Source organism: bacterium (assembly GCA_019695305.1).
GTDB lineage: Bacteria > UBA10199 > UBA10199 > UBA10199 > JAIBAG01 > JAIBAG01.
Genome location: JAIBAG010000001.1, coordinates 147,399 through 171,302 on the forward strand (window position 1 = coordinate 147,399; position 23,904 = coordinate 171,302).

The 23,904-nt window shown below is 41.3% G+C and carries 16 protein-coding genes; 9 read left to right on the forward strand and 7 right to left on the reverse strand.

Annotated features, from left to right (window positions below; translation table 11 throughout):
- Window positions 1–17: 17 nt before the first annotated feature.
- The 4 genes from K1X76_00645 to rsmG all read right to left on the reverse strand — a co-directional run bounded on the left by K1X76_00645 (window position 18) and on the right by rsmG (window position 14,924).
- Window positions 18–11,903 carry a hypothetical protein gene (locus K1X76_00645; GenBank protein ID MBX7147565.1) on the reverse strand — a complete coding sequence of 3,962 codons (11,886 nt, stop codon included), beginning with the start codon at window positions 11,901–11,903 and terminating at the stop codon, window positions 18–20.
- Between the two features lie 449 nt (window positions 11,904–12,352).
- Window positions 12,353–13,231 (reverse strand): ParB/RepB/Spo0J family partition protein, encoded by an 879-nt coding sequence (locus K1X76_00650; protein ID MBX7147566.1) that lies wholly within the window; start codon window positions 13,229–13,231, stop codon window positions 12,353–12,355.
- A gap of 55 nt (window positions 13,232–13,286) precedes the next feature.
- Window positions 13,287–14,090, reverse strand: coding sequence for an AAA family ATPase (locus K1X76_00655; protein MBX7147567.1), 804 nt, complete (start codon window positions 14,088–14,090; stop codon window positions 13,287–13,289).
- A 150-nt stretch (window positions 14,091–14,240) separates the two neighbouring features.
- Window positions 14,241–14,924, reverse strand: a complete 684-nt coding sequence (gene rsmG, locus K1X76_00660) for a 16S rRNA (guanine(527)-N(7))-methyltransferase RsmG (protein MBX7147568.1) — start codon at window positions 14,922–14,924, stop codon at window positions 14,241–14,243.
- Window positions 14,925–15,059: 135 nt separating this feature from the next.
- Between rsmG and K1X76_00665 the strand changes: the two genes are divergently transcribed.
- A complete protein-coding gene (locus K1X76_00665) occupies window positions 15,060–15,506 on the forward strand; it encodes a hypothetical protein (protein MBX7147569.1) in 447 nt (148 codons plus the stop codon).
- A gap of 288 nt (window positions 15,507–15,794) precedes the next feature.
- On the opposite strand, the gene mnmG is transcribed toward K1X76_00665, so the two are convergent.
- Window positions 15,795–17,690 (reverse strand): tRNA uridine-5-carboxymethylaminomethyl(34) synthesis enzyme MnmG, encoded by a 1,896-nt coding sequence (mnmG, locus tag K1X76_00670; GenBank protein ID MBX7147570.1) that lies wholly within the window; start codon window positions 17,688–17,690, stop codon window positions 15,795–15,797.
- Between the two features lie 250 nt (window positions 17,691–17,940).
- Here mnmG and K1X76_00675 point away from each other — a divergent pair, with 250 nt between their 5' ends.
- A complete protein-coding gene (locus K1X76_00675; protein ID MBX7147571.1) occupies window positions 17,941–18,339 on the forward strand; it encodes a polymer-forming cytoskeletal protein in 399 nt (132 codons plus the stop codon).
- Between the two features lie 46 nt (window positions 18,340–18,385).
- Here K1X76_00675 and K1X76_00680 read toward each other — a convergent pair whose 3' ends face one another.
- Complete coding sequence (locus K1X76_00680; GenBank protein MBX7147572.1) at window positions 18,386–19,120, reverse strand: TlyA family RNA methyltransferase; 735 nt, start codon at window positions 19,118–19,120, stop codon at window positions 18,386–18,388.
- A gap of 41 nt (window positions 19,121–19,161) precedes the next feature.
- Here K1X76_00680 and crcB (K1X76_00685) point away from each other — a divergent pair, with 41 nt between their 5' ends.
- From crcB (K1X76_00685) to K1X76_00715, 7 genes are all read left to right on the forward strand, one after another.
- Entirely contained in the window at window positions 19,162–19,533 is a 372-nt protein-coding gene (gene crcB, locus K1X76_00685) for a fluoride efflux transporter CrcB (protein ID MBX7147573.1), read from the forward strand.
- Window positions 19,534–19,540: 7 nt separating this feature from the next.
- Window positions 19,541–20,323 (forward strand): hypothetical protein, encoded by a 783-nt coding sequence (locus tag K1X76_00690; protein ID MBX7147574.1) that lies wholly within the window; start codon window positions 19,541–19,543, stop codon window positions 20,321–20,323.
- Window positions 20,304–20,606 (forward strand): hypothetical protein, encoded by a 303-nt coding sequence (locus tag K1X76_00695; protein ID MBX7147575.1) that lies wholly within the window; start codon window positions 20,304–20,306, stop codon window positions 20,604–20,606. The genes K1X76_00690 and K1X76_00695 overlap by 20 nt, the downstream gene beginning before the upstream one ends.
- A 17-nt stretch (window positions 20,607–20,623) precedes the next feature.
- Window positions 20,624–20,947, forward strand: coding sequence for a hypothetical protein (locus K1X76_00700; GenBank protein MBX7147576.1), 324 nt, complete (start codon window positions 20,624–20,626; stop codon window positions 20,945–20,947).
- 166 nt (window positions 20,948–21,113) lie between these two features.
- Complete coding sequence (locus K1X76_00705; protein ID MBX7147577.1) at window positions 21,114–21,515, forward strand: hypothetical protein; 402 nt, start codon at window positions 21,114–21,116, stop codon at window positions 21,513–21,515.
- A 238-nt stretch (window positions 21,516–21,753) separates the two neighbouring features.
- On the forward strand, window positions 21,754–22,128 hold the full coding sequence (gene crcB, locus K1X76_00710) for a fluoride efflux transporter CrcB (protein ID MBX7147578.1): 375 nt from the start codon (window positions 21,754–21,756) through the stop codon (window positions 22,126–22,128).
- The gene (locus tag K1X76_00715; GenBank protein ID MBX7147579.1) at window positions 22,125–23,399 is read left to right on the forward strand and encodes an amino acid permease; all 1,275 of its coding nucleotides are present in this window, start codon (window positions 22,125–22,127) and stop codon (window positions 23,397–23,399) included. The genes crcB (K1X76_00710) and K1X76_00715 overlap by 4 nt, the downstream gene beginning before the upstream one ends.
- Here K1X76_00715 and K1X76_00720 read toward each other — a convergent pair.
- On the reverse strand, window positions 23,396–23,821 hold the full coding sequence (locus tag K1X76_00720; protein MBX7147580.1) for a hypothetical protein: 426 nt from the start codon (window positions 23,819–23,821) through the stop codon (window positions 23,396–23,398). The two genes, K1X76_00715 and K1X76_00720, sit on opposite strands and share 4 nt — an antisense overlap.
- Window positions 23,822–23,904: the final 83 nt, after the last annotated feature.

A 23,904-nucleotide genomic window follows, 5' to 3' on the forward strand; every position in this document is an offset into this window, starting at 1 on the left:
GAGCTTACGCTAATGAATTACTTGAAAAGACGCAACCGTTTCGTGCCAAGGAAGACCACAGGGATTATAAAAATAAGCCATAAGGCAGGATGAGCAGCTTGATTGTTATTTAAACTACAACCACCACTAGCCGACAATTCATTGCCAGTATCACCGCCGCCTTGCTCACCCGAACCAGTAGCGCTGCGGTTTAAGGCATAAATCACAGTGGAGGTGCCCTCGCTGGTTTCTTCACTCATCATTAAATCAAGTACCCCATCTCCATTAGTGTCGGTTAAGGCAAGTGTTTGGGCACCCAGTAAACCATTGGCTTGTGAACTTTCGATGGTAATGCTGGCGCCCGATGATGTATCCGATAAATCGATAGTTTGATGTGATGTACTGCCAAATCCAAACACCACATAAACCGCACCACCACTATTGCTGCCGCCCATGGGTGCGGATATCACGATATCTTCATAATTATCGCCCGATACATCACCCATCACAGTTTGATAACCAAACAATCCACCGCTGCAATAAAGTCCGTTAATAGTAACATCAGCATTTTCCACGCTCTTACCTTCTATACTTTCGGTTCCAAAGAATACATAAGCACTGCAGCTGTTCATGCTGGATACTACTAAATCATTAATGCCATCACCGTTAAAATCGCCTACGTCCGATGAATAAAATTGTTCTTCACTGTTAAATGTTGCATCAGCTTCATTTAAGCTCACATCCGATTCCCATTCATCTTGTCCTTCAACAGCTTTTACTTCGCCTTCTTCAGGCATAGCAATATCAAGCTCGATGGCGCGTGTTACACTTAAACCTAAACTCTCTTCTACAACGCTGGTGTCTTCACTTGTATATTTACCACCAACAAATAATTCTGATTCGCTATCACCGTTAAAATCTTCAGCTTGCATAAATATATTTGTGCCCAAAGGTACGTTATCGGCTTCATTCACCAGTGAGAGGAACTGAGTTAAATTGTTGGAATAAACAGCAATAATTCTTAATCCGGGGGCATGAATCGCTATTTTGTCGTCAAATACTACAAGCTCATAACCAAACTTGTCGCCTTCGGCTTGTCCTTCACGCGTTTTAACATAGCTGGGTAAATCCCACGCGTGGATATCGCCAGAAGCACTTGCAAAGGGGATGCGATAGACAATGCCTGTATTATTGTTAGCTGTAGAATCACCAATAAACACCACATTGTTTGTGGTATCTATTTTGTATTGTAGGGGAGCATCCGAACTACCATAAAAGCGGAACGAATCAAAATCGATCACGCTCACACTGCCGTGACCTTCTACGGTTTCTGCATCGTTTATAATTAAACTACCACTGGCCGTAGCCCCCGTTGCTTTAACGCCATCATAACGACCAAGAGTGCTATCCGTTGTTATAATATTAGCTTTTGTTACGATAATATTAACTGTACTGGATGCGGATTGAGAGTTTTTAGTAACGCTTAGAGTTAAATTAACAGAGCCATTATTGTCGCTAAATAACACCTCAACACTACTAGATGTTGCATTGCCAACAATCGCGCCATCACCTGTGATTGTCCACGAGTAACTCGTATTTGTTGTATCGGCAGCTGTGTAGGTTCTTGTACTTCCGCTACCCACGGTTAAATGACCAATAATAGATGCATCCGGACTATCATCGGCAACATCATTATCACTAATTGTTACAGTGATCGTTTCTATTGATGCATCATCATACTGGCTATCATCACTTGATGCCGTATGTGTGATGTTACTTGTATGATCTCCTTCAATAGCATCATCATTAACAGCACTTACTGTGATAGTTTGTGGTGTATTCCAGTTAGCACTTGTAAAGGTTAATGTTGTGGGACTTACGGTTAAATTGCTATCCACAGCAGGAGTAATAGTTACATCGTGCAACGGACGTGAATTAAGGACAACTGTATAAGTATCCGTTGTTCCGTCTTCGCTCACGTTTGTACCAGCATCACTTTCACTAATTGTAATACCATGCGTATCGTTATTAGTAATTTCAACTAATATCGAGTTAGCTGATATTCCATTGTAGTTGGTGTCACTGCTCGCTACAGTGTGTGTAATAGTTGTGTTAGGATCTAATTCTTCAACACTATCATCCACAGCACTTACGGTTACGGTTTGCGGCGTGTTCCAGTTACCCGTTGTAAATGTTAAGCTTGATACACTGGCGTTGGCTTCGGATGTAGACACCACAGTTACCACAACATCGGATGTAGGTTCACTGGTGAGTACTACTGTGTACGTATCGGTAGTTCCCGATTCCGAAATAACGGTTGTACCGCCACTGGCTGTTACACTCACACCTGCACTGTCATTATCGGTAATATTAGTAACAACCGATCCTACGCTAATATTGTTATAGTTAACATCGCTACTGGAGGCTGTTTGCGTAATTGTTGTGTTCAAGCTGCCTTCGGCAACACTGTCATTATAAGCTGTAACCGTTACCGTTTGCGGTGTATTCCAGTTGCCGGCACCAAAGGTCAGCGTTTCGGTCGATAATGTAATTTGAGCGGAGTGAGTGAGTGTAATAGTTACTGTGTTTGTAGGTTGACTTGTAAGTACAACAGAATAACTATCGGTAGCGCCACCTTCTGTTACGGTGGTTGTACCACCACTTTGCGTGACACTCACACCAGCGCTGTCATTATCTGTTATACTGGTTACAACATCATTAATAGTAATTGCATTGTAGTTTGTATCGCTCGAGCTTGAAGTATGTGTCAGCGTTGTATTATGGCTGCCTTCAGCCACGTTATCGTTTGTAGCGGTTATTGTTACCGTTTGCGGTGTATTCCAATTACCCGTTGTAAATGTAAGAACCGTGGGTGTTGTTGTTGCCTGGCTTGTATTATTTACTGTTACCGTTACAGTAGAAGTAGGCTGACTGGTTAGAACTACCGTATACGTATCGGTAGCGCCGCCTTCGGTAACTGCACTTGAACCACCACTTTCGGTAATGCTGATGCCGGCACTATCATTATCGGTAATGGCTGCCACAACACTTGAAACAATAATACCATTATAATTTGTGTCACTCGAACTAGCCGCATGCGTAATGGTAGCATTATGATTTCCTTCGGCTACGTCATCATTTACCGCAGTTACGGTTACTGTACGCGGTGTATTCCAGTTGGCATTGGTAAACGTAAGGCTTGATGCACTGACATTGGCTTGTGCTGTACCCGTAACAGTCACGGTTACATCATCTGTAGGTTCACTGGTTAAAACTATTGTATAGGTATCGGTTGTACTGCCTTCGGTAATCCCCGTTGTGCCACCACTTTGGGTTACAGTAATACCGGCACTGTCATTATCAACAATCGCAACGCTCACACTGGCAGCACTAATACCATCATAACCACCATCATTACTGGTTACTGTATGAGTTAATGTGACGTTACTATTACCCTCAGCTAAACTGTCATCAACGGCTGTTAATGTAATGGTTTGCGGTGTGTTCCAGTTGCCACTGGTAAAGATTACCGAGGCACTGCTACGGCTTACCTGAGCACTTGAAGAAAGACTGATGGTCACATCATCAGTGGGCTGGCTAGCAAGAACAATAGTATAAGTATCCGTCGAACCACCTTCGGTAACACTGGTTGAACCGCTTGTCTCAGTAATGGTAACGCCCGGCGTATCGTTATCGGTGATATTGGCTGTGATGGCTGTGCCTGTTAACGTATCATAGTTATTATCAGCACTACTGATGGCATATGTAATTGTATCAGTATGTGCTCCTTCATTGAGGGCATCATCCACAGCGGTAACTGTTACGGTTTGTGGAACATTCCAGTTGCCACTGGTAAATGTCAATGTGGCATCATCCACCGCCAGATCACTTCCCGGTGTGAGTGTAATATCCACATCATTTGAAGGAGCGCTGTCGAGAGTAATTGTAAAGGTATCACTACCTGTACCTTCGGTAACATTGGTGCTGCCACCGCTTTGAGTGATATTTAACGCATAACTATCATCATCGGTAATGGTTACACTCACTTGTTGCACACCACTTTCGGTTCCATTGGTAACACTATCCACATCCACATCAATGGTTTCGGCAGCGTCCACAATACCATCATCGGTTGCTGTTAGTGTGGCTGTGCCTGTTGTTCCACCGGCATTAATTGTAATGGATGAACTGGATGCCGTGTAATCGGAGTTTTCGGTAGCTGTGCCACTGTAGGCTAAATCAACAGTTACATTAAGACCTGATACTGCCGACAATGTTGCAGTTACTGTTGATATGCCACCCGCTTCGGCAATAGTAGCCGGTGTACGCGAGAGAGTTACCGTAGGCGGGTTATCATCATCCGTAATAGTAGCCACACCCTGATTATCACTAATAGAGGCATTAGTGGCACTGCTTATGGTTACATTAATTGTTTCATCATTTTCATCGATAGAATCCGATAAAATGGGCACTGTAATATTTTTTGTGGTTTGACCGGCGGTAAAGGTAAGAGTGCCCGAAGCTGTGCTGTAATCGCTACCCGATGTAGCCGTACCATTACTGGTTGTATAGGTTACCGTTACAGTTTTACCGCTGGCAGCGCTTAAGGTTACGGTAAAGCTGGCACTGCCACTTTCGCCAACACTCACATCATCAATGCTTAACGAGGGAGCCGCATCATCATCGGTTATCGTCACTGTTGCCGTGCTATCGGCAATGGAAGCCACTGTTGCATTGCTTAAGGTGACTACTAAATTTTCGTCAGGTTCATCGGTTGTGTCACTTGTAATGCTAATATCAAAAGTTTTAGAGGTTTCACCGGCGGCAAAAGTGAGTGTTCCGCTCGCTGCCGTATAATCGCTACCCGCTGTTGCTGTACCGTTACTGGTGGCATAATCTACCGTTACTTGCTGTCCTGCAGCTGAAGCTAAAGTTACGGTAACGGTTACTGTGCCATCACTTTCGCCGGCACTGACATCCGCTACACTTAAGCCCGGAGCAGTATCATCATTATTAATAGTACCAACACCTTGGCTATCACTTATAGTGGCGTTACTGGCGTTACTTAAGTTTACATTAAACGTTTCATTGGCTTCGTTGACACCATCATCGCTAAAAGAAACATCAATTGTTTTTGTAGTTTCACCGGCTGCAAAAGTAAGTGTTCCAGACGCTGCCGTGTAATCGCTCACAGCAGTAGCGGTATTATTGGCTGTGGCATAATCCACTGTTACACTACGACCGCTAGCTGTACTTAAGGTAACAGTAAACGTAGCTGTTCCGCCTACGTCATTTTCGGTCACGCTCACATCATTGATACTTAAGGATGGGCTCGCATCATCATCGGTGATGGTAACAGTTCCCGTTGCATCACTAATGGTAGCGCCTGAAGGACTGCTGAGCGTTACCGTAATGGTTTCGTTAGCTTCATCGATACTGTCGTCGGCAATGGTAATATCAAATGTTTTGGACGTTTCACTGGCCTCAAATGTAAGTGTTCCAGAAGCCGCTGTATAATCGCTTCCAGCTGTAGCTGTTCCGTTGGAGGTAGCATAGTTAACTGTTACTTGTTGTGAACTGGCATTTGACAAGCTTACCGTTACCGTTGCTGTGCCGTCTTCTTCTCCAACTGTAGTATCGGCTACCGAGAGAGTTGCTGCATCATCATTGGTAATCGTTCCAGTACCGGTAGCATCGCTAATGGTGGCATTGGTGGCGTTACTTAAGGTTACCGTATACGTTTCATTTCCTTCATCTACAGAATCATTGGAAATCGTTACATCAAAAGTTTTGGTAGTTTGACCAGCATCAAAGGTGAGTGTTCCACTGGCGGCCGTGTAATCGCTACCTGCTGTAGCTGTACCATTGGATGTAGCATAATCAACAGTAACGCTTTGTTCGCTGGCGGCACCTAATGTTACTGTAAATGTTGCTTTACCAGCCATTACGTTTTCGGCCACGCTTACATCATTAACACTTAAACTAGGTGAACCATCGTCATCAGTAATTGTAATGGTACCAGTAGCATCACTAATTGTTGTGTTGGTGGCGTTACTTAAAGTTACGGTAATGGTTTCGTTGGCTTCATCTGTTGAATCATCATTAACTGTTACGTTAAATGTTTTGCTGGTTTCTCCTGCATCAAAGGTGAGTGTTCCCGAGGCGGATACATAATCGCTGGCAGAGCTTGCTGTACCGTTGCTTGTTGCATAGTCAACTGTTACCTGGCGGTCGCTCGTTGTGGCCAGTGTTACCGTCACAACCGCATGATCATCGCCTTCACCTACAGTTTCATCGGCCAGAGAAATTGTAGCACTATCGTTATCGGTAATAGTGGCAACACCGGTATCATCGCTGATAGTTACACTTCCGTTACTTAAGCCTAAATTAAACGTTTCATTCACTTCATCCACGGTATCGCCGGCTACAGAAAAATTCACTGTTTTAGAAGTTTCACCTGCGTTAAAAGTAAGAGTACCACTGCCTGATGTGTAATCACTTCCTGCTGTGGCCGTACCATTGCTGGTAGCATAATCAACCGTCACACTATCGCTGCTTGCTGTACTTAACGTAATGGTAAATGTTGCTGTTGTTGTGCCTGAATTTCCTTCATTAATGCTAATATCATCTACGCTAAACGTGGGAGCACTTTCATCATCATCATTGGTAACACTTACGTCCGCTACGGCCAAATTATCAAAAATTCCGTCGACAGAATTTGTTACACTTGTGGTAATTGTAAAAGATTGATTTCCATCCGATACAAGATCATCCACGCCGGTTATTGTTACTGTTTGAGGTGTATTCCAGTTTCCATTTGTAAAGGTAAGGCTTGCAGGGCTTACTGTACCTTCACCGGTATCCGTGCTTGTTAAATCGAAAGATACATCCGATGAAGGTTGCGCTGTCAGTACTGCAGTAAATGTAGCCGTTGTACCATCTTCAACGGTGTGTCCGCTGATAGCCGATATACTGACACCGGCTGTATCATTATCATTATTTGTAGCCGTTACATCGGCTGCATTCACACCATCAAAATTAGAATCATTACTGGTGGCGGCTGCCGTAATAATGTTGAAGTTAACATTGCCATCAATAATATTATCATTCACACCAGTTACAGTTACGGTTTGTGGCGTATTCCAATTGGCCGATGTAAAGGTTAAGCTTGCAGCACTTACCGTACCTTCACCGGTATCATCGCTAGAAATTCCGATAGTGACATCATCACTGGGTTGTGCCGTTAACACGACAGTAAAGCTATCAGTTCCGCCTGCTTCGGTTACAACCGTTGTACCACCACTTTGTGTTACCGTAATACCGGCGCTATCGTTATCGTCGTTTGTAACAGCTACGTTAGCAGGATTTAAATTATTATAATTGGTATCGTTACTCGTAGCCGCCGCTGTCACCACATTGAAAGCCACATCGCCATCAATAATACTATCGTTAACACCCGTTACCGTAATAGTTTGATTGGAATTCCAGTTTACAGACGTAAACGTAAGGCTTGCAGCACTTACCGTACCTTCACCGGTATCATCGCTAGAAATTCCGATAGTGACATCATCCGTAGGTTGAGTGGCAAGTTTAACGGTAAACGTTGCAGTACCGCCGGCTTCGGTAGTGTGCCCGCTAATGGCACCAATTGTAAAAGCAGCGGTATCGTTATCGGTGTTAGTAACAGCCACATTGGCTGCATTCATGGTATTGTAATTACCATCATTGGATGTAGCGGCAGCTGTTACGATATTATAATTGATATCACCATCATCCACATCGTCATTAACACCGGTCACTGTAATAGTTTGCGGTGTATCCCAGTTAGCGGATGTGAAGGTGAGACTTGCTGCACTCACTGTACCTTCACTGGTATCATCCGAGCTAATACCAATAGTTACATCATCACTAGGAGCACCATCCAATACAACCGTAAATGTGGCTGTACCCCCGGCTTCGGTTGTGTTGCCGCTGATTGCACTTACAGTAATGCCGGCGGCGGGGGAATCATCATCGGTAATAGTGTATTCATGTTGAGTGGTGGCACCCAAAGTTGCATTGGACGGATTGCTGATATCAACGATGACAGTTTCGTCGCTTTCATCGTTTCCATCGTCTTCAACGGAAAGCGTGATATTTTTAGAAGTTTCACCCGCATTAAAAGTAAGCGTACCGCTAGCCAAAGTAAAATCGGTACCTCCACCTGTAGCAGTACCTCCAGTTACGGCATAATCAACGGTTACGCTTAAACCCGAAGCCGTACTTAAGCTTACCGCCAGTGTTGGCGCTGCTGTGTCTTCACCACCGCTCGATGTTCCTGCATCAAAACTTACCGTAGGAGGGTTATCATTATCATTAATAGTGTACGTATGGCTTGTTGTTACTCCTAAGCTTGAGTTAGTAGGATTACTAATGGCTACTACAACTGTTTCATTATTTTCATCCAATGTATCATTGGCTACATCCAGCGTAATATTTTTGGAAGTTTCACCCGCATTAAAAGTAAGCGTACCGCTAGCCAAAGTAAAATCGGTTCCGCCGCTCGTGGCTGTTCCGCCAGTCACAGCATAATCAACAGTTACACTCTGACCTGAAGCTGTGCTCAAATCTACTGCGATTGTAGGTGCTGCTGTGGCTTCGCTCCCATTTGATGTTGAAGCATTAAAAGCAACAGTGGGGGCTGCATCATCATCGGTAATATCAACTTGTACTTGCTGTGTACCGCTTTCTGTACCGTTGGTGACGCTTGAAATATCAACCACAATTGTTTCGGCGGCTTCGTCCAAAGTATCGTTTACGCCCGTTAAGGTGATGGTACAACTTACAGATTGTGCCGGGATGGTACACGATGCAGCACCTGTATAATCGGATGTAATCGTGCCAGTTCCCGAGTATGCAACGTTAACAGTAACACTTAAACCGGTACCTCCCGATAGAGTTGCGGTAACGGTAGAAGTTCCTCCGTTTTCGGCAATTGTGGCGTTGTTACGCGAAAGAGTTACGGAAGGATTAAAATCCCAATTAGGAACGTGGCCTGAATTAGTAGAGTTTGTTGGTACAATGCTAGTGCTACTGGGCGTAGCATCACTATCTTTTACGTCTACATAACTTACATTTTTTGTGCCGTTGGCATCGAGTAACCAAGCATTTCCCGTGGAAGTGCTGCGTAATGTTATCAGGTTTCCGGCAGAACCTGTAAGTGTGAGAGTGCCATCAATTGTTTGTGTGGTGCCGTTTGTAAAGGTAATGGCTTTTCCAGCGGTTGTACTGGTAAAATTGTTGAAAGTAGAAGAACCGGAAATGACGCTGGTAGTGCCTGCGGTATCAAATATGACGGTGTTATTTTCGTGGGTAAAGGTACCGCTTTTGCTCCAGTTACCTCCCACTGTAATATCGTTTCCATTAGTTTCCAAACTTCCCTGTGTAAGTGAAAAATTATTATTTACGTCTAAAACAGCATCCAAACCCCATGCGCCACCATTGCCGTTAATGGTTAGATTGTAGTAATTATCGCCAAATTTAAGTTCGGTATAAGTGCTGGTGCCAACGTATTCTACTGTTCCCGAATTTGTATCATTAGTGGCACTTACAGTTTCTCCACCCTGCAGGCGAATAGTTCCGTCATTGCTAACGGTACCGGTTACGGTAAGATTGCTACCGTTTAAGCTTAAAATACCACTCGTGACGCTTAGATTTGTATTCACCAGAATAGTTGCACCTAAGTTAAAAATATCGGTGCTTCCATCAATGCTGTCGATGCCTAAATTATAATAAGTAGTAGCAAAACTGTTGATACTATAAGTGTCGGCCGCGCCATCTCCATCGCCTCTAAAAGTAACAGTTGATCCAGAATTGAGTGTTTTGGTATTGAGCGTTACAGCAGCGCCATTAAAGCCGAAATTACCACCGTTGTTTACTGTAAGAAGATCCCCTTTTACTGCATTCATTACATATACAGTTCCATTGACAGTGATATCACCTGCGTTTGTAGCATTAGTAGTTAAATAAACTGTGCAATTTGCTGGAATGGTCAGGTTTGTACTAGCAGCTCCACCTTTATAATCTATTGTAGGGCTTGTGTTATCACTGGCATTGAGATTGCCCGAACAATTATTAATAGTTTGTTGTGCTGTTGATGGCCCGTTAAAGGTAAGGGTTGTTGAGCTTAAATTGCTAATTGTTCCTGTATTAGAATAATCATCGGTAACAATAATGCTTGTGTTGGCTGCTTGGGTTAACGTCCCCGTATTTGTAAGCGTGCCACCAATGTTCATGGTATTATTAGTGGCACGAATGAGTGTTCCATTAATGGTTACATAATTTGAACTCCATGCTCCGTTTTGGTTCATGGTGCCATTAATTACCACAGCCCCCGAAGTACTGATGGCGCTTTGGTAAACTTCGCAACCGGCAGGAAGTGTAAATACTGTAGAGGCGGCAGCGCCGCTGATGTTTACTACGGGACCGGTGTTGCCTGCTGAATTTAGATAGCCTGAAGGACAACTAGTACTAGGATTTAGAATAGTTTGTTGTGCTGTTGATGGCCCATTAAAGGTAAGGGTTGTTGTGCTTAAATTGCTGATAGTTCCTGTATTAGAATAATCATCTGTAACCGTAATAGTTGTGCTGGCCGCTTGGGTTAGCGTGCCCGTATTTGAAAGAGTGCCTGTAATGGCCAAGGTATTATTAGTGGCACGAATGAGTGTTCCATTAATGGTTAAATCATTGGAGCTCCAGGCCCCGTTTTGGTTCATGATACCGTTAATAATAATCCCCCCCGAAGTACTGATAGCATTTTGGTAAACTTCGCAACCGGCAGGAAGTGTAAATACTGTAGAGGCGGCAGCGCCGCTGATGTTTACTACGGGACCGGTGTTGCCTGCTGAATTTAGATAGCCGGACGGGCAACTAGTACTGGGATTTAGAATAGTTTGTTGTGCTGTTGATGGCCCGTTAAAGGTAAGGGTTGTTGAGTCTAAATTGCTGATAGTGCCCGCATTGGAATAATCATCTTTAACAGTAATGGTAGTGTTGGCTGCTTGAGTTAACGTTCCTGTATTTGAAAAGGTGCCATTAATGGCCATCGTGTTATTCGCAGAGCGGGTTAGTGTTCCATTAATAGTTACATCATTGGAACTCCAGGCCCCGCTTTGATCCATTATGCCATTAATAATAATACTTCCCGAAGTACTGATGGCATTCTGGTAAAGTGTACAGCCATTACCCAGCGTAGTAGTTTGCGAATTTGCTCCACCACTAATATTAATTGTAGGATTGATGTTAGTTGAAGAGTTGAGACTTCCCGAACAAGTTATTGTTTGAGATGTAGTTGCTCCACCATTTAATGTGATGATGGCCCCTGTTAAAACAGGTGATCCACTAATCGTAATACTTTTTGTTGTTGTAATTGTTTTTCCGGTTGTAATGGTACCACCCGAGATAGTTAGCCCCGTGCCGCCTGTAAACGATGTTGTGGCGGCTGGTGTAAAAGTTCCGCCACTGATAGCAGATGTACCGCCAATCGAAACAGTTCCTGAAGTATGTCCTGAAAAAACACCATCAGCTTGTTGCCAGCCTGATGTGCCTACTGTGATGGAGGTAGAAATCGGTTGTGTGATTGTACCTGTGTAGCCTGAGCGAATATCAATACCCTTCACGTTTACTGACGCATTTAAGTTAGGGTTGTTTGTATTGGCTGAAGTGAATGTTGCTATGTCATCACTACCGGGTGCTACACCGCCATCGCAAGTGCTCCCTGCGCCTCCGCTTGAACTTGACCAGCTGGCAGCATTTCCCCAGTTGCCACTACTGGCACCCACCCAATAACAGGTGGCGGCTGCAGCAAAGCTTGTTGATGAAAAAATGGTGAGTGAAAAACCAAGAACTAAAAATACAAAAAGAGCTTTAATTAGCCCCCTACCCATTCCCCTATTTTTTTAGCTCTCTTCCCATTATCTATTATAAGGGAAGCAAGGTTTGTGCCTAAGTGATTGAAATGAGGCCTTTTTAGCTTTATTTAGACCACGCTAAACTGTTGATTTTTATAAAAAAAATAATGAACCTAAATTTTAGATTGGAAAGGTTTTATCCAATGTATATTTTGGGGTTAAATTATACCCTTTAGCGGCAATATTTGCCTGTCATTATGAGAGCTCGTCATTAATTGGCGTGTTTTTTCATGTGAAAAATGGGTTTCGCTTAAAATTGAAGCTCAAAATAGTATTAATTATCAAATATTTATTGCCCAGCATTGTATTGATCATAAATACACAAATAAATACAAGTGGTTATAGCGTGTAAAATCAGTGTTAGGGTTTCCCTGAGGTAGGTTTAGTCAAAAAGTCGGCGTATAAGGGAAATATGAAAGAGTATTTTACAGCGCCCCAACCAATTTATTGAAAAAGGCCTCTAGCTCATCCTGGGTATGGAAATTAATAATGAGTTTCCCTTTTTTGCCATTGGTGGATTTAATCAGCACTTTGGTGCGGAGCATTTTTTTAAGCTCCTCTTCCAAATTTTTGAAAGGGTTACTTATTTTTTTTGGACCGGCTACTTTGTCTAGGTCATCAACAGTTGTTTCATTTTGTGACTCTTTTACTTCACGTGTCAAATTTTCTATATCTCTTACCGATAAATCATTTTTCAAAATTTGTTCGGCGGCTCTAAGTTGCAAATCTCTACTTTCTAAACTGAGTAGTGCCCGCGCATGACCCATCGATAATTTGTTAGAAATTAGATGGCCGCGAATTTCTTCGGGCAATTTTAAAAGCCGCAAAGTGTTGGCAATGCTGGATCTGTCCTTCCCCATTTTTTTAGCGAGCTCATCTTGGGTATATTGATATTTTGACATCAATTCTTGATACGCCAAAGCTTCTTCAATGGGATTTAAATCTTGTCTTTGTAAATTTTCAATGAGGGCAACCTCCATTACCTCGTTACCTTCAATATCTTTTACAATAACGGGAATGGTTTCAAATTTTAGTTGCTTGGCCGCGCGATAACGTCTTTCGCCAGCAATAATTTCATATTTTCCGCCCCCTAATTTGCGTACTAAAATGGGCTGAAGAATTCCTTTTTCTTCAATGGAAGAAGCGAGTTCATCAATAGCCCCTCTATCAAATAATTTACGAGGCTGATTTTCGTTGGCCACAATATCATTGAGGGGACATTCAAAAATTTTGTTGCCATCTTTATCGGACCGACCAAGGGGAATTAAAGAACTTAAACCTTTACCAAGTGCACGTTTTTCCATATTTTCGTTATACTGACTAAGTGTGAAAAATAAGTTTTGTGGTTAATACAAAAAATTAAGAATTTTGAACTAGTGTCAAACCACCCTTACGAATCTGACCCGAACGTTCCACGATTTCGGATGCCAAATTTTGATAAGATTCAGCCCCAATTGATTTGGGATCGTAAAGTTGAATAGGCACCCCGTGAGATGGAGATTCGGACAATTTTACATTGCGGGGAATGAGCGTACTAAAAACTTTTTCTTTAAAATAATTTTGAACTTCACCCACCACTTGATGCGACAAGTTGTTACGCTTGTCAAACATGGTTAAAAATATACCGCCTAAATTTAAATCGGGGTTCAAATTTTCTTTTATCATGTCGATGGTATGAACCAATTCCGAAATTCCCTCCAAGGCATAATATTCACATTGAACCGGAATCATCACCGTGTCGGCGGCTGTCAAAGCATTCACTGTTAGTAAGCCCAACGATGGCGGGCAATCAATAATAATAAAATCGTATTCGGGCACCACATCTTTAAGAGCATTTTTTAATTTATTTTCCCGGGCAAAGGCATTCACTAATTCCACCTCGGCACCAATCAAATCGCGGTTCGAAGGAGCAATATCAAAATTTTCAATTTCAGTTTTTCGTATAACATCCTTCATGGACACCTGGCCAATCAAGGCATGGTAAATACTTTTTTCAATTTTATATTTGTTAACCCCTAAACCGCTACCGGCGTTGCCCTGAGGGTCCATATCTATAAGAAGTGTTTTTTTACCAAGCTTGGCCAAAGACACCGAAACGTTTACCGATGATGTAGTTTTGCCAACCCCACCCTTTTGATTACAAAGAACGATAATTTTCATAATGATCTCCTAGATAAAGCCCAATTTTGGTAGAAAAAAAAGACTATAAATGAGCTGTATTCCCACTTTATTAATCAATCAAGAATTTTCTTATTATATATAGAGATGTGCCCAAGAGAGAGGTTGAGCATTATTAAAATAAACAATTATAAATCAATTAGTTATAATGGTTTCACGTGAAACTTTTGCCGTATAAGAAATTATTTTATGTTCTATATTTTCTGGAAGAATTTTATAAAAATAGTCACTATTCTTCTCTAAGCCTTGATATTCCTGCAAATCCGGTTCATCATTATTTTTATGAGTACCAGCCATATATAGAATATGTGCGTTATTCTGTACATAATTAAGTGCATGGTCAATATAGTCCTTTATGCGCCATGTTGCGCGTGAAACAAGAAGGTCAAAACCTTCCTTCATGAGAGGATTTGGGCTGTCCACGCGCTGGTGTGCTGGATAAATATTGTTTAATTTCAATATATTAGATGCATAACGGACAAAATTAATCTTTTTATGGTTGGCGTCAACTAGGTAAAATTTCTTCTCAGGGTGTAAAATGGCAAGGATAATCCCTACAAAACCAGCCCCGCAGCCCATATCCATACATTTTTTAAATTTTTGTATGTACATTTTAATGTACAAATTTAAAAAGAGTGTATCGAGAACATCTTTTTGAATAAGAGACGTATAATTATTGTGCGCTGTCAGATTAATTTTACTATTCCACTCAAGGCAAATCTCTAAAAATAACAATATATTACCCTTTTGGGCGTCCAAAAGCTCAAAAGAATGGATCATTAAAGCTTGTTCCAGCTGAATGGAGGGAGAAAAGGTCATTTGCTCCTTATATAGTGAATTCATATCAAATCAAAGTTTTTTGTATGTGCCATTGTATTCTGGGCGAATACGATAAGATCTATGATTGCGCAACCTTAGCGGGTGCTTAGGCGATAACTGAGGTGAGGAGATTTTATGAAAACAATTCTTATCTTAATATTAGTTATTCTTGGTGGTGTAGCCTGTGGCAACGAAGAGTCCCATTCCTTTAGTGAAGTTCCTGTTCTTGATAACAGCGAACTTGCCATTAGCTCTATAGAAGAGAGATTTTGTGTGATGAGTGGTTGTTCCACATCTGAGGTTGAGGATATCAGTCTACGATTTGGTTCAAGCGTGCATTACATAATAAGGGGTAATGTCTTAGATGATGCCAATACCGTACAATGGAAGTTAGAAGTAGAATGTATGAAAAGTGATGGCGAGGTACCAGTTAGCAACGGGGAGTTTGAAATATATCTGACCTACAAAATAGATGATTGCCTCTATGAAAATGAAGACATGAAAGGACAAATGACCATTTGGACGCAGGATAGTGACCCTTTAACCATTCCTGTAGAGGCCCAGTGGCTCGCGGTAGATTAGTCGCATAATAATTATTTGTGGACACAAAAATTGATACAATTTCACGTGGAACAGCTGTTTGTAATCATTAGGCTCTAAATCATGCCCATTTTACAGTTTTAAGGCCCTTAAGCAGGCATTTTCAGCTAAAAAAATTGAAAAAAACTGAATCAAAAAAATAAAAATGAATCATTTTTTTAAAAGCGATCACAACATTATATGAACTTACTTATTTTCATGACTCACAAATCATGTAGTACAGAATTCTGTACATAATTCTGTCAGGTCCAAATGAGCTCAAAAAAAGAATTAGGAAATGGTGGCTGACCCAAATTTTCGGATCTGAATAGAAAGGATAGATAAGGCGGCGGGAGTCATTCCGGGGATACGAGAGGCATGGCCCAAATTAGCAGGCTGAATTTTTGCCAGCTTTTCTTTAATTTCAATTGAAAGTCCCGAAATAGAGTTAAAAGGAAAGTTTTGAGGGATATGCATTTTTTCCAGCTTTTCACGTTTGCCAATCTCAGTTACATCACGTTTTAAATATCCTTCGTACACAATATCGTAATGTAAGGTCTGAATATTCTCGGCATCGTCCCAATGCTCTGTATCTAACGCCGGCACTTTCGTTTTAAGCGCATGCAAGAGCTCAAGGCTAAACCCAGGTCGCTTAAACAAATCACTCACGCTGGTGGCGTTTTTAAGCGGCGATACGCCTTGCGTCTCTAACAACCGATTAATTTCCTCAGTAACCGGTACGCGGGTTTTATCGCAAAAGTTTTTCGCGTTTTCCAAATCATGTTTGCGGGCCTCAAAAACTGCATAATCCGCATCGCTCAAAAGACCCAATTCGTGAGCTATAGTGCTTAAACGAAAATCCGCATTATCCTCTCGCAAATGCAAACGATACTCGGCGCGCGAGGTAAACATGCGGTATGGTTCGCCGCCCACACCTTTGGTTACCAAATCATCCACCATCACACCCATATAAGCTTGCGACCGCGCTGCAACAAAGGGGGCTGCGCCACGTATATACTGTACAGCATTGATCCCGGCGATTAAGCCCTGGGCTGCAGCCTCCTCGTATCCCGTTGTTCCATTGATTTGACCGGCCAAGTACAAACCCTTTAAATGCTTAACACGCAAACTATGATCCAGTTGCGTGGGAGGCGCATAATCATATTCCACCGCGTAACCGGGACGGATAATTTCTACTTTTTCCAAACCACCAATGGAGCGCAAAAACGCGAGTTGCACGTCTACCGGTAAAGAAGTTGAAAGCCCGTTAGGATACACTTCGTTTGTATTCAAAGCCACCGGCTCTAAAAAGATTTGATGACGATCTTTGTTGGCAAAGCGTGTGATTTTATCTTCGATCGACGGACAATAGCGGGGCCCTCGCCCCTTGATCACACCCTGAAACATAGGGGATTGATGCAAATTTTCTCTAATAATATCATGCGTTTGTGTGGTGGTATAGGTGATATGGCAGGCGATCTGATCTAATTTATTTTCTACTTTTCTAAACGAAAAACGCGGGCGTGGGGTGTCGCCGTATTGAGCCTCTAAATTAGAATAATCAATTGTTTTGGCATCAATGCGCGGGACCGTGCCGGTTTTTAAGCGACCTAACTCAAGTCCCAATTCTGCAAGAGAAGCTGAAATACCTGTAGACGTAAAATCGGGAATTCTTCCCCCGGGAATTTGCTTAAAACCAATATGACAAAGACCATTTAAAAATGTTCCCGTAGTAACAACCACAGCTTTTGCGTCGTAAATTTGTCCAATTTCTGTTTCAACGCCGGTAATGGTTTCGCCTTCTGACAAAATTTTAGAGACGATACCTTGCTTGATCGATAAATTTTCAACCGTTTCCAGATACACACGCATCTCACGCGAATATTGAAACATATCGCTCTGGCAACGCGTGCCTTGTACGGCGCCACCTTTACGAGTATTAAGTTTTCTGTATTGAATGCCAGTCTTATCGGCCATCATGCCCATCACGCCACCCATGGCATCAATCTCGCGCACCAAATGACCCTTGCCCAAACCACCAATAGCAGGGTTACAACTCATATGCGCAATGCGGTCTACATTACCCGTTAAGAGTAATGTTTTAAAACCCATACGGGCTGCCGCATGAGCCGCTTCGCATCCCGCATGACCCGCTCCAACAACTATGATGTCGTAACATTCGCGCATAAGGAGATGACTTAATCTAGGCGGGTTAGCAAAGTCAATAGAGAGTAACCCACCCCTATCCCCTCCCTTAATCTAAGGGAGGGGGACGTTCTGCACCCTCCCCCTTAGATTAAAGGGGAGTTGGAGGGGGTTACTCTTCACAAAACACTTGTCATTTCAAAGGAGAGTTGGTACCAAGCCCTTAGTTCTTTCTATAGAAATCATGGTTTCATTAAAATTATTAAGCAATCACAGCAATGAGGAGAAAAATATGTTTGGAGATAAAGCCGAAGACCTGCGTTCTGACACGATCACCCCTAAAGTAAGCACCATTCTTGATAAAGAATCGGCCTTTGAAGGTAAAATGACTTTTGAAGGTTGTGTGGTAATCAATGGCAAATTTAAAGGTGAGATTTTTTCGGAAGGCACTCTCATTATTGGCGAAGGTGGTTACGTAGAAGGCACCATCGAAATTGGTCGCATTCAAATTCAGGGCGAAGTGCGTGGCAATATTAACGCCAAAGATAAAATTGAAATTAATGCCCCTGCTGTTGTGCAAGGCGATATTGCTGCTCCTTCTCTTATCATTAAAGAAGGTGCACTTTTCGAAGGTAACTGCTCCATGGGACGTAACAAGGGCAAAGTTGTAGATTTAAACACCAAGTTATAGTCAGTCAGCATTGTTATTTTAAATAAGGGCGGCCTTATAGCCGCCCTTATTTTTTTGCCCACGTGGCGTATACTAAAAATTCCTTATTCCCTTCTTGTCCGGTGATTGGCGATGGGATAATTCCCAAAATATCAAAATGATTATCAGTTAAAAGATTACGAATATTTTTTGTAACTTCTTCATGTAGTTTTTCATCTTTTACAATACCGCCCTTGCCCACTTGACCAGGCCCTACTTCAAATTGGGGTTTAATAAGAGCGATAAAATGCGGCGGTGCAAATTCGATCACTTTAGGAAGTAATTTGTCGATAGAGATAAATGAGCAATCCATTACAATGAGATCCAGTTTTTCGCTGATTTCTTGAATATCAAAATTTCTAAAATTAGTACGGTCAAACACAACCACACGTGCATCGCTCTTTAATTTCCAATCCAGTTGACCGTAACCAACATCTAACGCATAAACTTTTCCTGCTCCTTCTTGCAGTAAACAATCGGTAAAGCCGCCGGTGGAGGCACCCACATCTAAACAAACAAAATCCTTTACGCTTAGCTTAAAAGAATCCAGCGCCCCTTTTAACTTAAGACCTCCACGCCCCACATAGGGATGATCGGCTTCTTTTACGCTAATAGGGGCATCTGGCAGAAAAGTTTCGGATGATTTTTTAATCTTCTCTGTTCCACAAAAAACAACACCGGCCATCACCAAACTTTGTGCGCGCGTGCGCGTGGGGGCGAGATTTTTTTCTACTAAAAGTTGATCGATGCGGATTTTTTTCATATTCATTACTTGGTAAGGGATATATACTCATAAAACTTATGATGAGAAACATTTTATTAGTGGGTATGGGCGGGTTTTTGGGAGCCGTGGCGCGTTACAGCACGGGGCTTATTATCCCTCGTTTTTTACCGGATAATTTTCCTTACTCTACTTTAATCGTCAATGTTCTTGGTTCCTTTTTAATCGGCATGCTCATGGTCTCTTTTGGAAAAGGTTCTTTATCCGAAGGAGGCCGTTTGTTTTTGGGCGTGGGGATTATGGGCGGGCTCACCACGTTTTCGAGTTTTAGTTACGAAACCATCGATTTGTTTCACAAACAACAAATGATGCCTGCATTTTTTAATATAGTTTTTAATATTATAGTTTGTTTAGGGGCTACCGCTGCTGCGTATTCGTTGTTTAAGAATTCATGAGGCAAATATGCTGCCAATAATAAGTGTTTTGTTTCTTTTTGTTTTATGTCTTAAAATGCCTCTTTTTTTGTATGTAATGACGCCTGTGGTTTTGGGAATTCCTCATGTTATTTCGGATATTCGCTATTTGGTTATTCGTCATTCTCTTTTAAGCAACAAAAAGTACGCCGCGTTAGTTTTTCTTTTTTCCGTTTTGCCCGTTCTTATTTTTACTTTTTTGTTTCATCCAGGCCGGCTTTTATTAGGACTAGTTTTTTTTCATAACGTGGTGGCGGTTATAATCTGGCTGGTCCATTCCCGTAAAACGCCGGCTGTGTATAAAAATATTTTCCTTGTTTTATGGCTTTTTCTATCCATCATTTGTGTTGTAGCCCCCTTAGAAAAAATTATTCCGCTTCAAACCGTTATACACAATATGGGTTTGTTTCAGGCGGCTCACAGTCTTGTGCCGTTTGTAAGCCCTGCACTATCAATAAAGCTTTTAGTATTATTTGTTTTTTGGCAAATGGTTCATTACCTTATATGGCTTATTCTTATTCCCTTATATCATCATAAAAAATGGCCTGTTGCTTTAAAATCGCTCACCCATGATTTTGGAAAACCTCTTATGATAATTTCGGCTATTACTTTTATAGCCCTTGGTGTGTATGCTTTTTACGATGTGTGGAGCGCCAGGCTCTTGTATTTAAAACTAGCCGGGTTTCATGTGTATCTTGAGTTTATTTATCTTTTACTCATAGCCATTAAACCCGAAAGGAATTTTATCAACAATGTTTCATCCGTGGCTTAATGCATTTATTCGTACACAGCTTGTGGAAATGCCAATCTATTGTTTTGCTTTAAAAGGGCGTCCCGCTGTTGCCTTTGGTGCCAGTGCCCTGACGCATCCCATAGTATGGTTTGTGATACCGCATTTTATGCCACTATACCGCTATGCCGAATTTTTAATTATTGCCGAAACATTTGCCATTGTTGCCGAAGCGTTTTATTTAAAATTTTTTGGATTGAAAAAATTTTGGTTATGGAGTGTGTTGGCTAATAGTATCAGCTGCGCTATTGGCTTTTTAACTTAAGATAAAGCGGAGTATTTATGAAAAAAATGTTCATATTTTATTTTGTAGTAAGTCTTGTTTCAATACTACCTCTCATAGATGTAGCCCCAGTTCCTTCCAAATGTTCGTTAAGTATGGCTATAGCCGATGAAGCGCCCGAAAAAGATCCGTGTTATAAAGGTAAAAAAAATACACCGTGCAGTATTTATGAAGTAAAAGATGGTGTCTGTGATGATGTGTGTGTATGGGAAACAGATAAGGTAACGGGTAAAGAAATAAATAAGGAATGCTGGCTTTCGTGTGTGAATAAAGAAAAATCTCCCACTACCAGCCCTTCTCCTGCGCAGCCTTTAAACAAATAATATTGAACCAGGGAAGTTGTTTAATTATCGGACTTTTTATTTGATCAAAAACTTAGTCCGCTTAGTCAACAACGTCCCTCATCTGATAAATTTTGATTTGTTGCAAGTTTCTATTGATGACAGAATACAAATTTGGCATGGTTGTAATTTAAGAAATGGGAACGATATGAAAAAAATATTTTTATCATTAATGATTGTGATGGCCATTATCTCTTTTGCTAAAGCCGATGATGTGGCCGATACTAATGCCTTGTTGGAGCAAGAAAACTGCCAGTTTAACGGTAATGATCTAAATAGTACTATTAGTTGTAAATCGGGAACATTGGAAGACGTGGCCAAAAAAATTGTATTGCCTTTTGATGCTAAAACCAAACTATTAACAACCCCAGGATCGGGCTACAAGTTTAGAATCCTAGTTGTAAATCCTGATGGCGCCTTGGGTCAACAGCGTGCAAGTAAAATTTTTAAAGAAATCAGACCCGTTTTGAACCCTCTCAATTATTCATGTATTTCACTTCCGGAGGTTGGAAATAATTTAAAACTGAGCATTTTTAAGCCGGTGATGTAGTTATAATTTATTGAATGAGGGACGTTGTTGATTTTCCGGAATAAGTCCAACTCAAAAATAAAAAAGTTAGTCCGGTTAGTCAAGAACGTCCCTTGCTCTAAACAAAAAACAACACCGGCCATCACTAAACTTTGCGCACGGGTACGTGTGGGGGCAAGGTTCTTTTCTACTAAAAGTTGATCGATACGGATTTTTTTCATATTCATTACTTAGTAAGGGATATATACTCACAAACCTTATGATGAGAAACATTTTATTAGTGGGTATGGGTGGTTTTATTGGGGCTGTTAGCCGTTACTCGGCGGGTATAGTGATTCCTAAATTTTTACCCTCCACTTTTCCTTACCCAACACTCATTGTAAACATTGTTGGCTCATTTCTAATCGGCTTTTTAATGGCCCTATTTTTAAAGGGACAACTTTCCGAAAGCGCCCGTCTTTTTTTAGTAGTAGGGATTATGGGTGGGCTTACCACCTTTTCCAGCTTTAGTTTTGAAACCGTTGATTTGCTTTACAAACAACAAATTGGCCAAGCGTTTACTAATATAGCCCTCAATCTCTTACTTTGTTTATCGGTTACAACTCTGGCGTATTCACTCTTTAAAAATTCATGACTCAAGTTAAACATACACTCTCGCGTCATTTAGGAGCGCTGGCTCTTATTTTTTATGGTGTAGGCGATGTTTTGGGTGCCGGAATTTATGCCCTTGTTGGAAAAATTGTGGGGGTTGCCGGCAATGTTGCCTCTCTTTCATTTGTGGTTGGAGCTGTTATCGCTATTTTAACAGGGCTTAGCTATGCCAAGCTTGCGTCTCTGTATCCGGTTAGTGGCGGGGCTTCGGTTTATATCAGGCGCGCTTTTAAAGGAAAACTTTTTGCTACACTCGTGGGAGTGCTGGTGATGGCCACAGGGCTTGCTTCTGTATCTACCGTGGTGAATGCGTTTGCAGGATATGGTGAAAAGCTTTTTTCACTCGATCCGCTCATCATTAAAATTATTATTTTATCCAGTATATCCTTTCTTTGTTTTTGGGGAATTCGTGAATCGTCTGGTGTAAATATTATTCTCACCATCATGGAAGTGCTGGGTTTGGTTTTAGTGATAGCTGCCGGTTTTAAGTTGGTGTCGTTTGAGAGTGCCAATGCGTGGGTTATGCGTTTCACAGAAAATATAGATTTTAATCCCATTCTATTGGGAACAACGCTCGCCTTTTATGCTTTTATTGGATTTGAAGATTTAAGTAATTTGGCCGAAGAAGCCAAAAATCCCTCTCGCGATGTTCCACGGGCAATTTTAGTTTCCATTCTAGTTGCTACTGTCATTTATATTACCGTTACTATTTTGTTGCAGATGGTTGTGGACGAAAATACCATTGCGTCATCTACCACTCCCCTTCTTCTCATTTTTGAAAAAAGTGGATGGACCTTTGTGATTAGTTATTTTTCTATTTTGGCCATGATGGCCATTAGCAATACGGGGCTTATTAATCTTATTATGGTGTCGCGTTTACTGTATGGCATGAGTGAAGAAGGTTTAGCCCCCAAAATATTTTCAAAAATTCATCACAAGCGTAAAACCCCTTGGGTGGGTGTTGTTATCGCTACTCTTGCGGTAGCACTTTTAGTATTTACCGGGAGTTTAAAAATTTTAGCGCAAACAACCAGCTTGCTTATTCTCATTGTTTTTTCACTTGTTCATTTAAGCCTTTTTAAAATCAACCTTCAGTCTGCTAAGCATATAGCGTGGCTCACTATTCCTGTTTTAGGTTTAGTGGGTACAGTAGGGCTTATGTTTTATTTTGATAGTGATGTATTTTTGAGGGCCGCAGGCGTTATATTCTTTGGCTTAATTTTCAGGTTATTAAATTTAAAACAAAATCTTTAAGGTGAGTGACGCTTTTTTAGAGTGTATATACGCTTGGCAGCAATTACAGAATTTTTCAAAAAATGTGTTCTTGTTATTCCAAATTTAGTTTTATCTGTTTTTGTTATTCTTAGTTCATCTTTTATTTTCTGAATGTGATGCGTAATGTATTCAAGGTTATATTTCTTTAATACATCATCCGTTACAACTAGGTTTACCACATGTTCACGATCACATTCCGTGCAAGTAGAAGCTTCCTTATTATAATAAAGTCTCCAGCACTGAGGACAGATAAAAATAGGATGTCCAGGGAAGTAAATGCTGAGTCTTGTTTTACAATAATCAATAACAGCAAATCCAATTAGAATAATAGAAGAAATAAGAATAACACCTACTACGAAAAATAGAATTTTTATAGATAGAGGTTGTAGTGCTGTCCACATGTCTTGCTCATACCTGAAGTATCAATAGTAATGAAAGATTGATCTCCATTCAACTCATGAAAATAGCATCATTTTAATGAGAA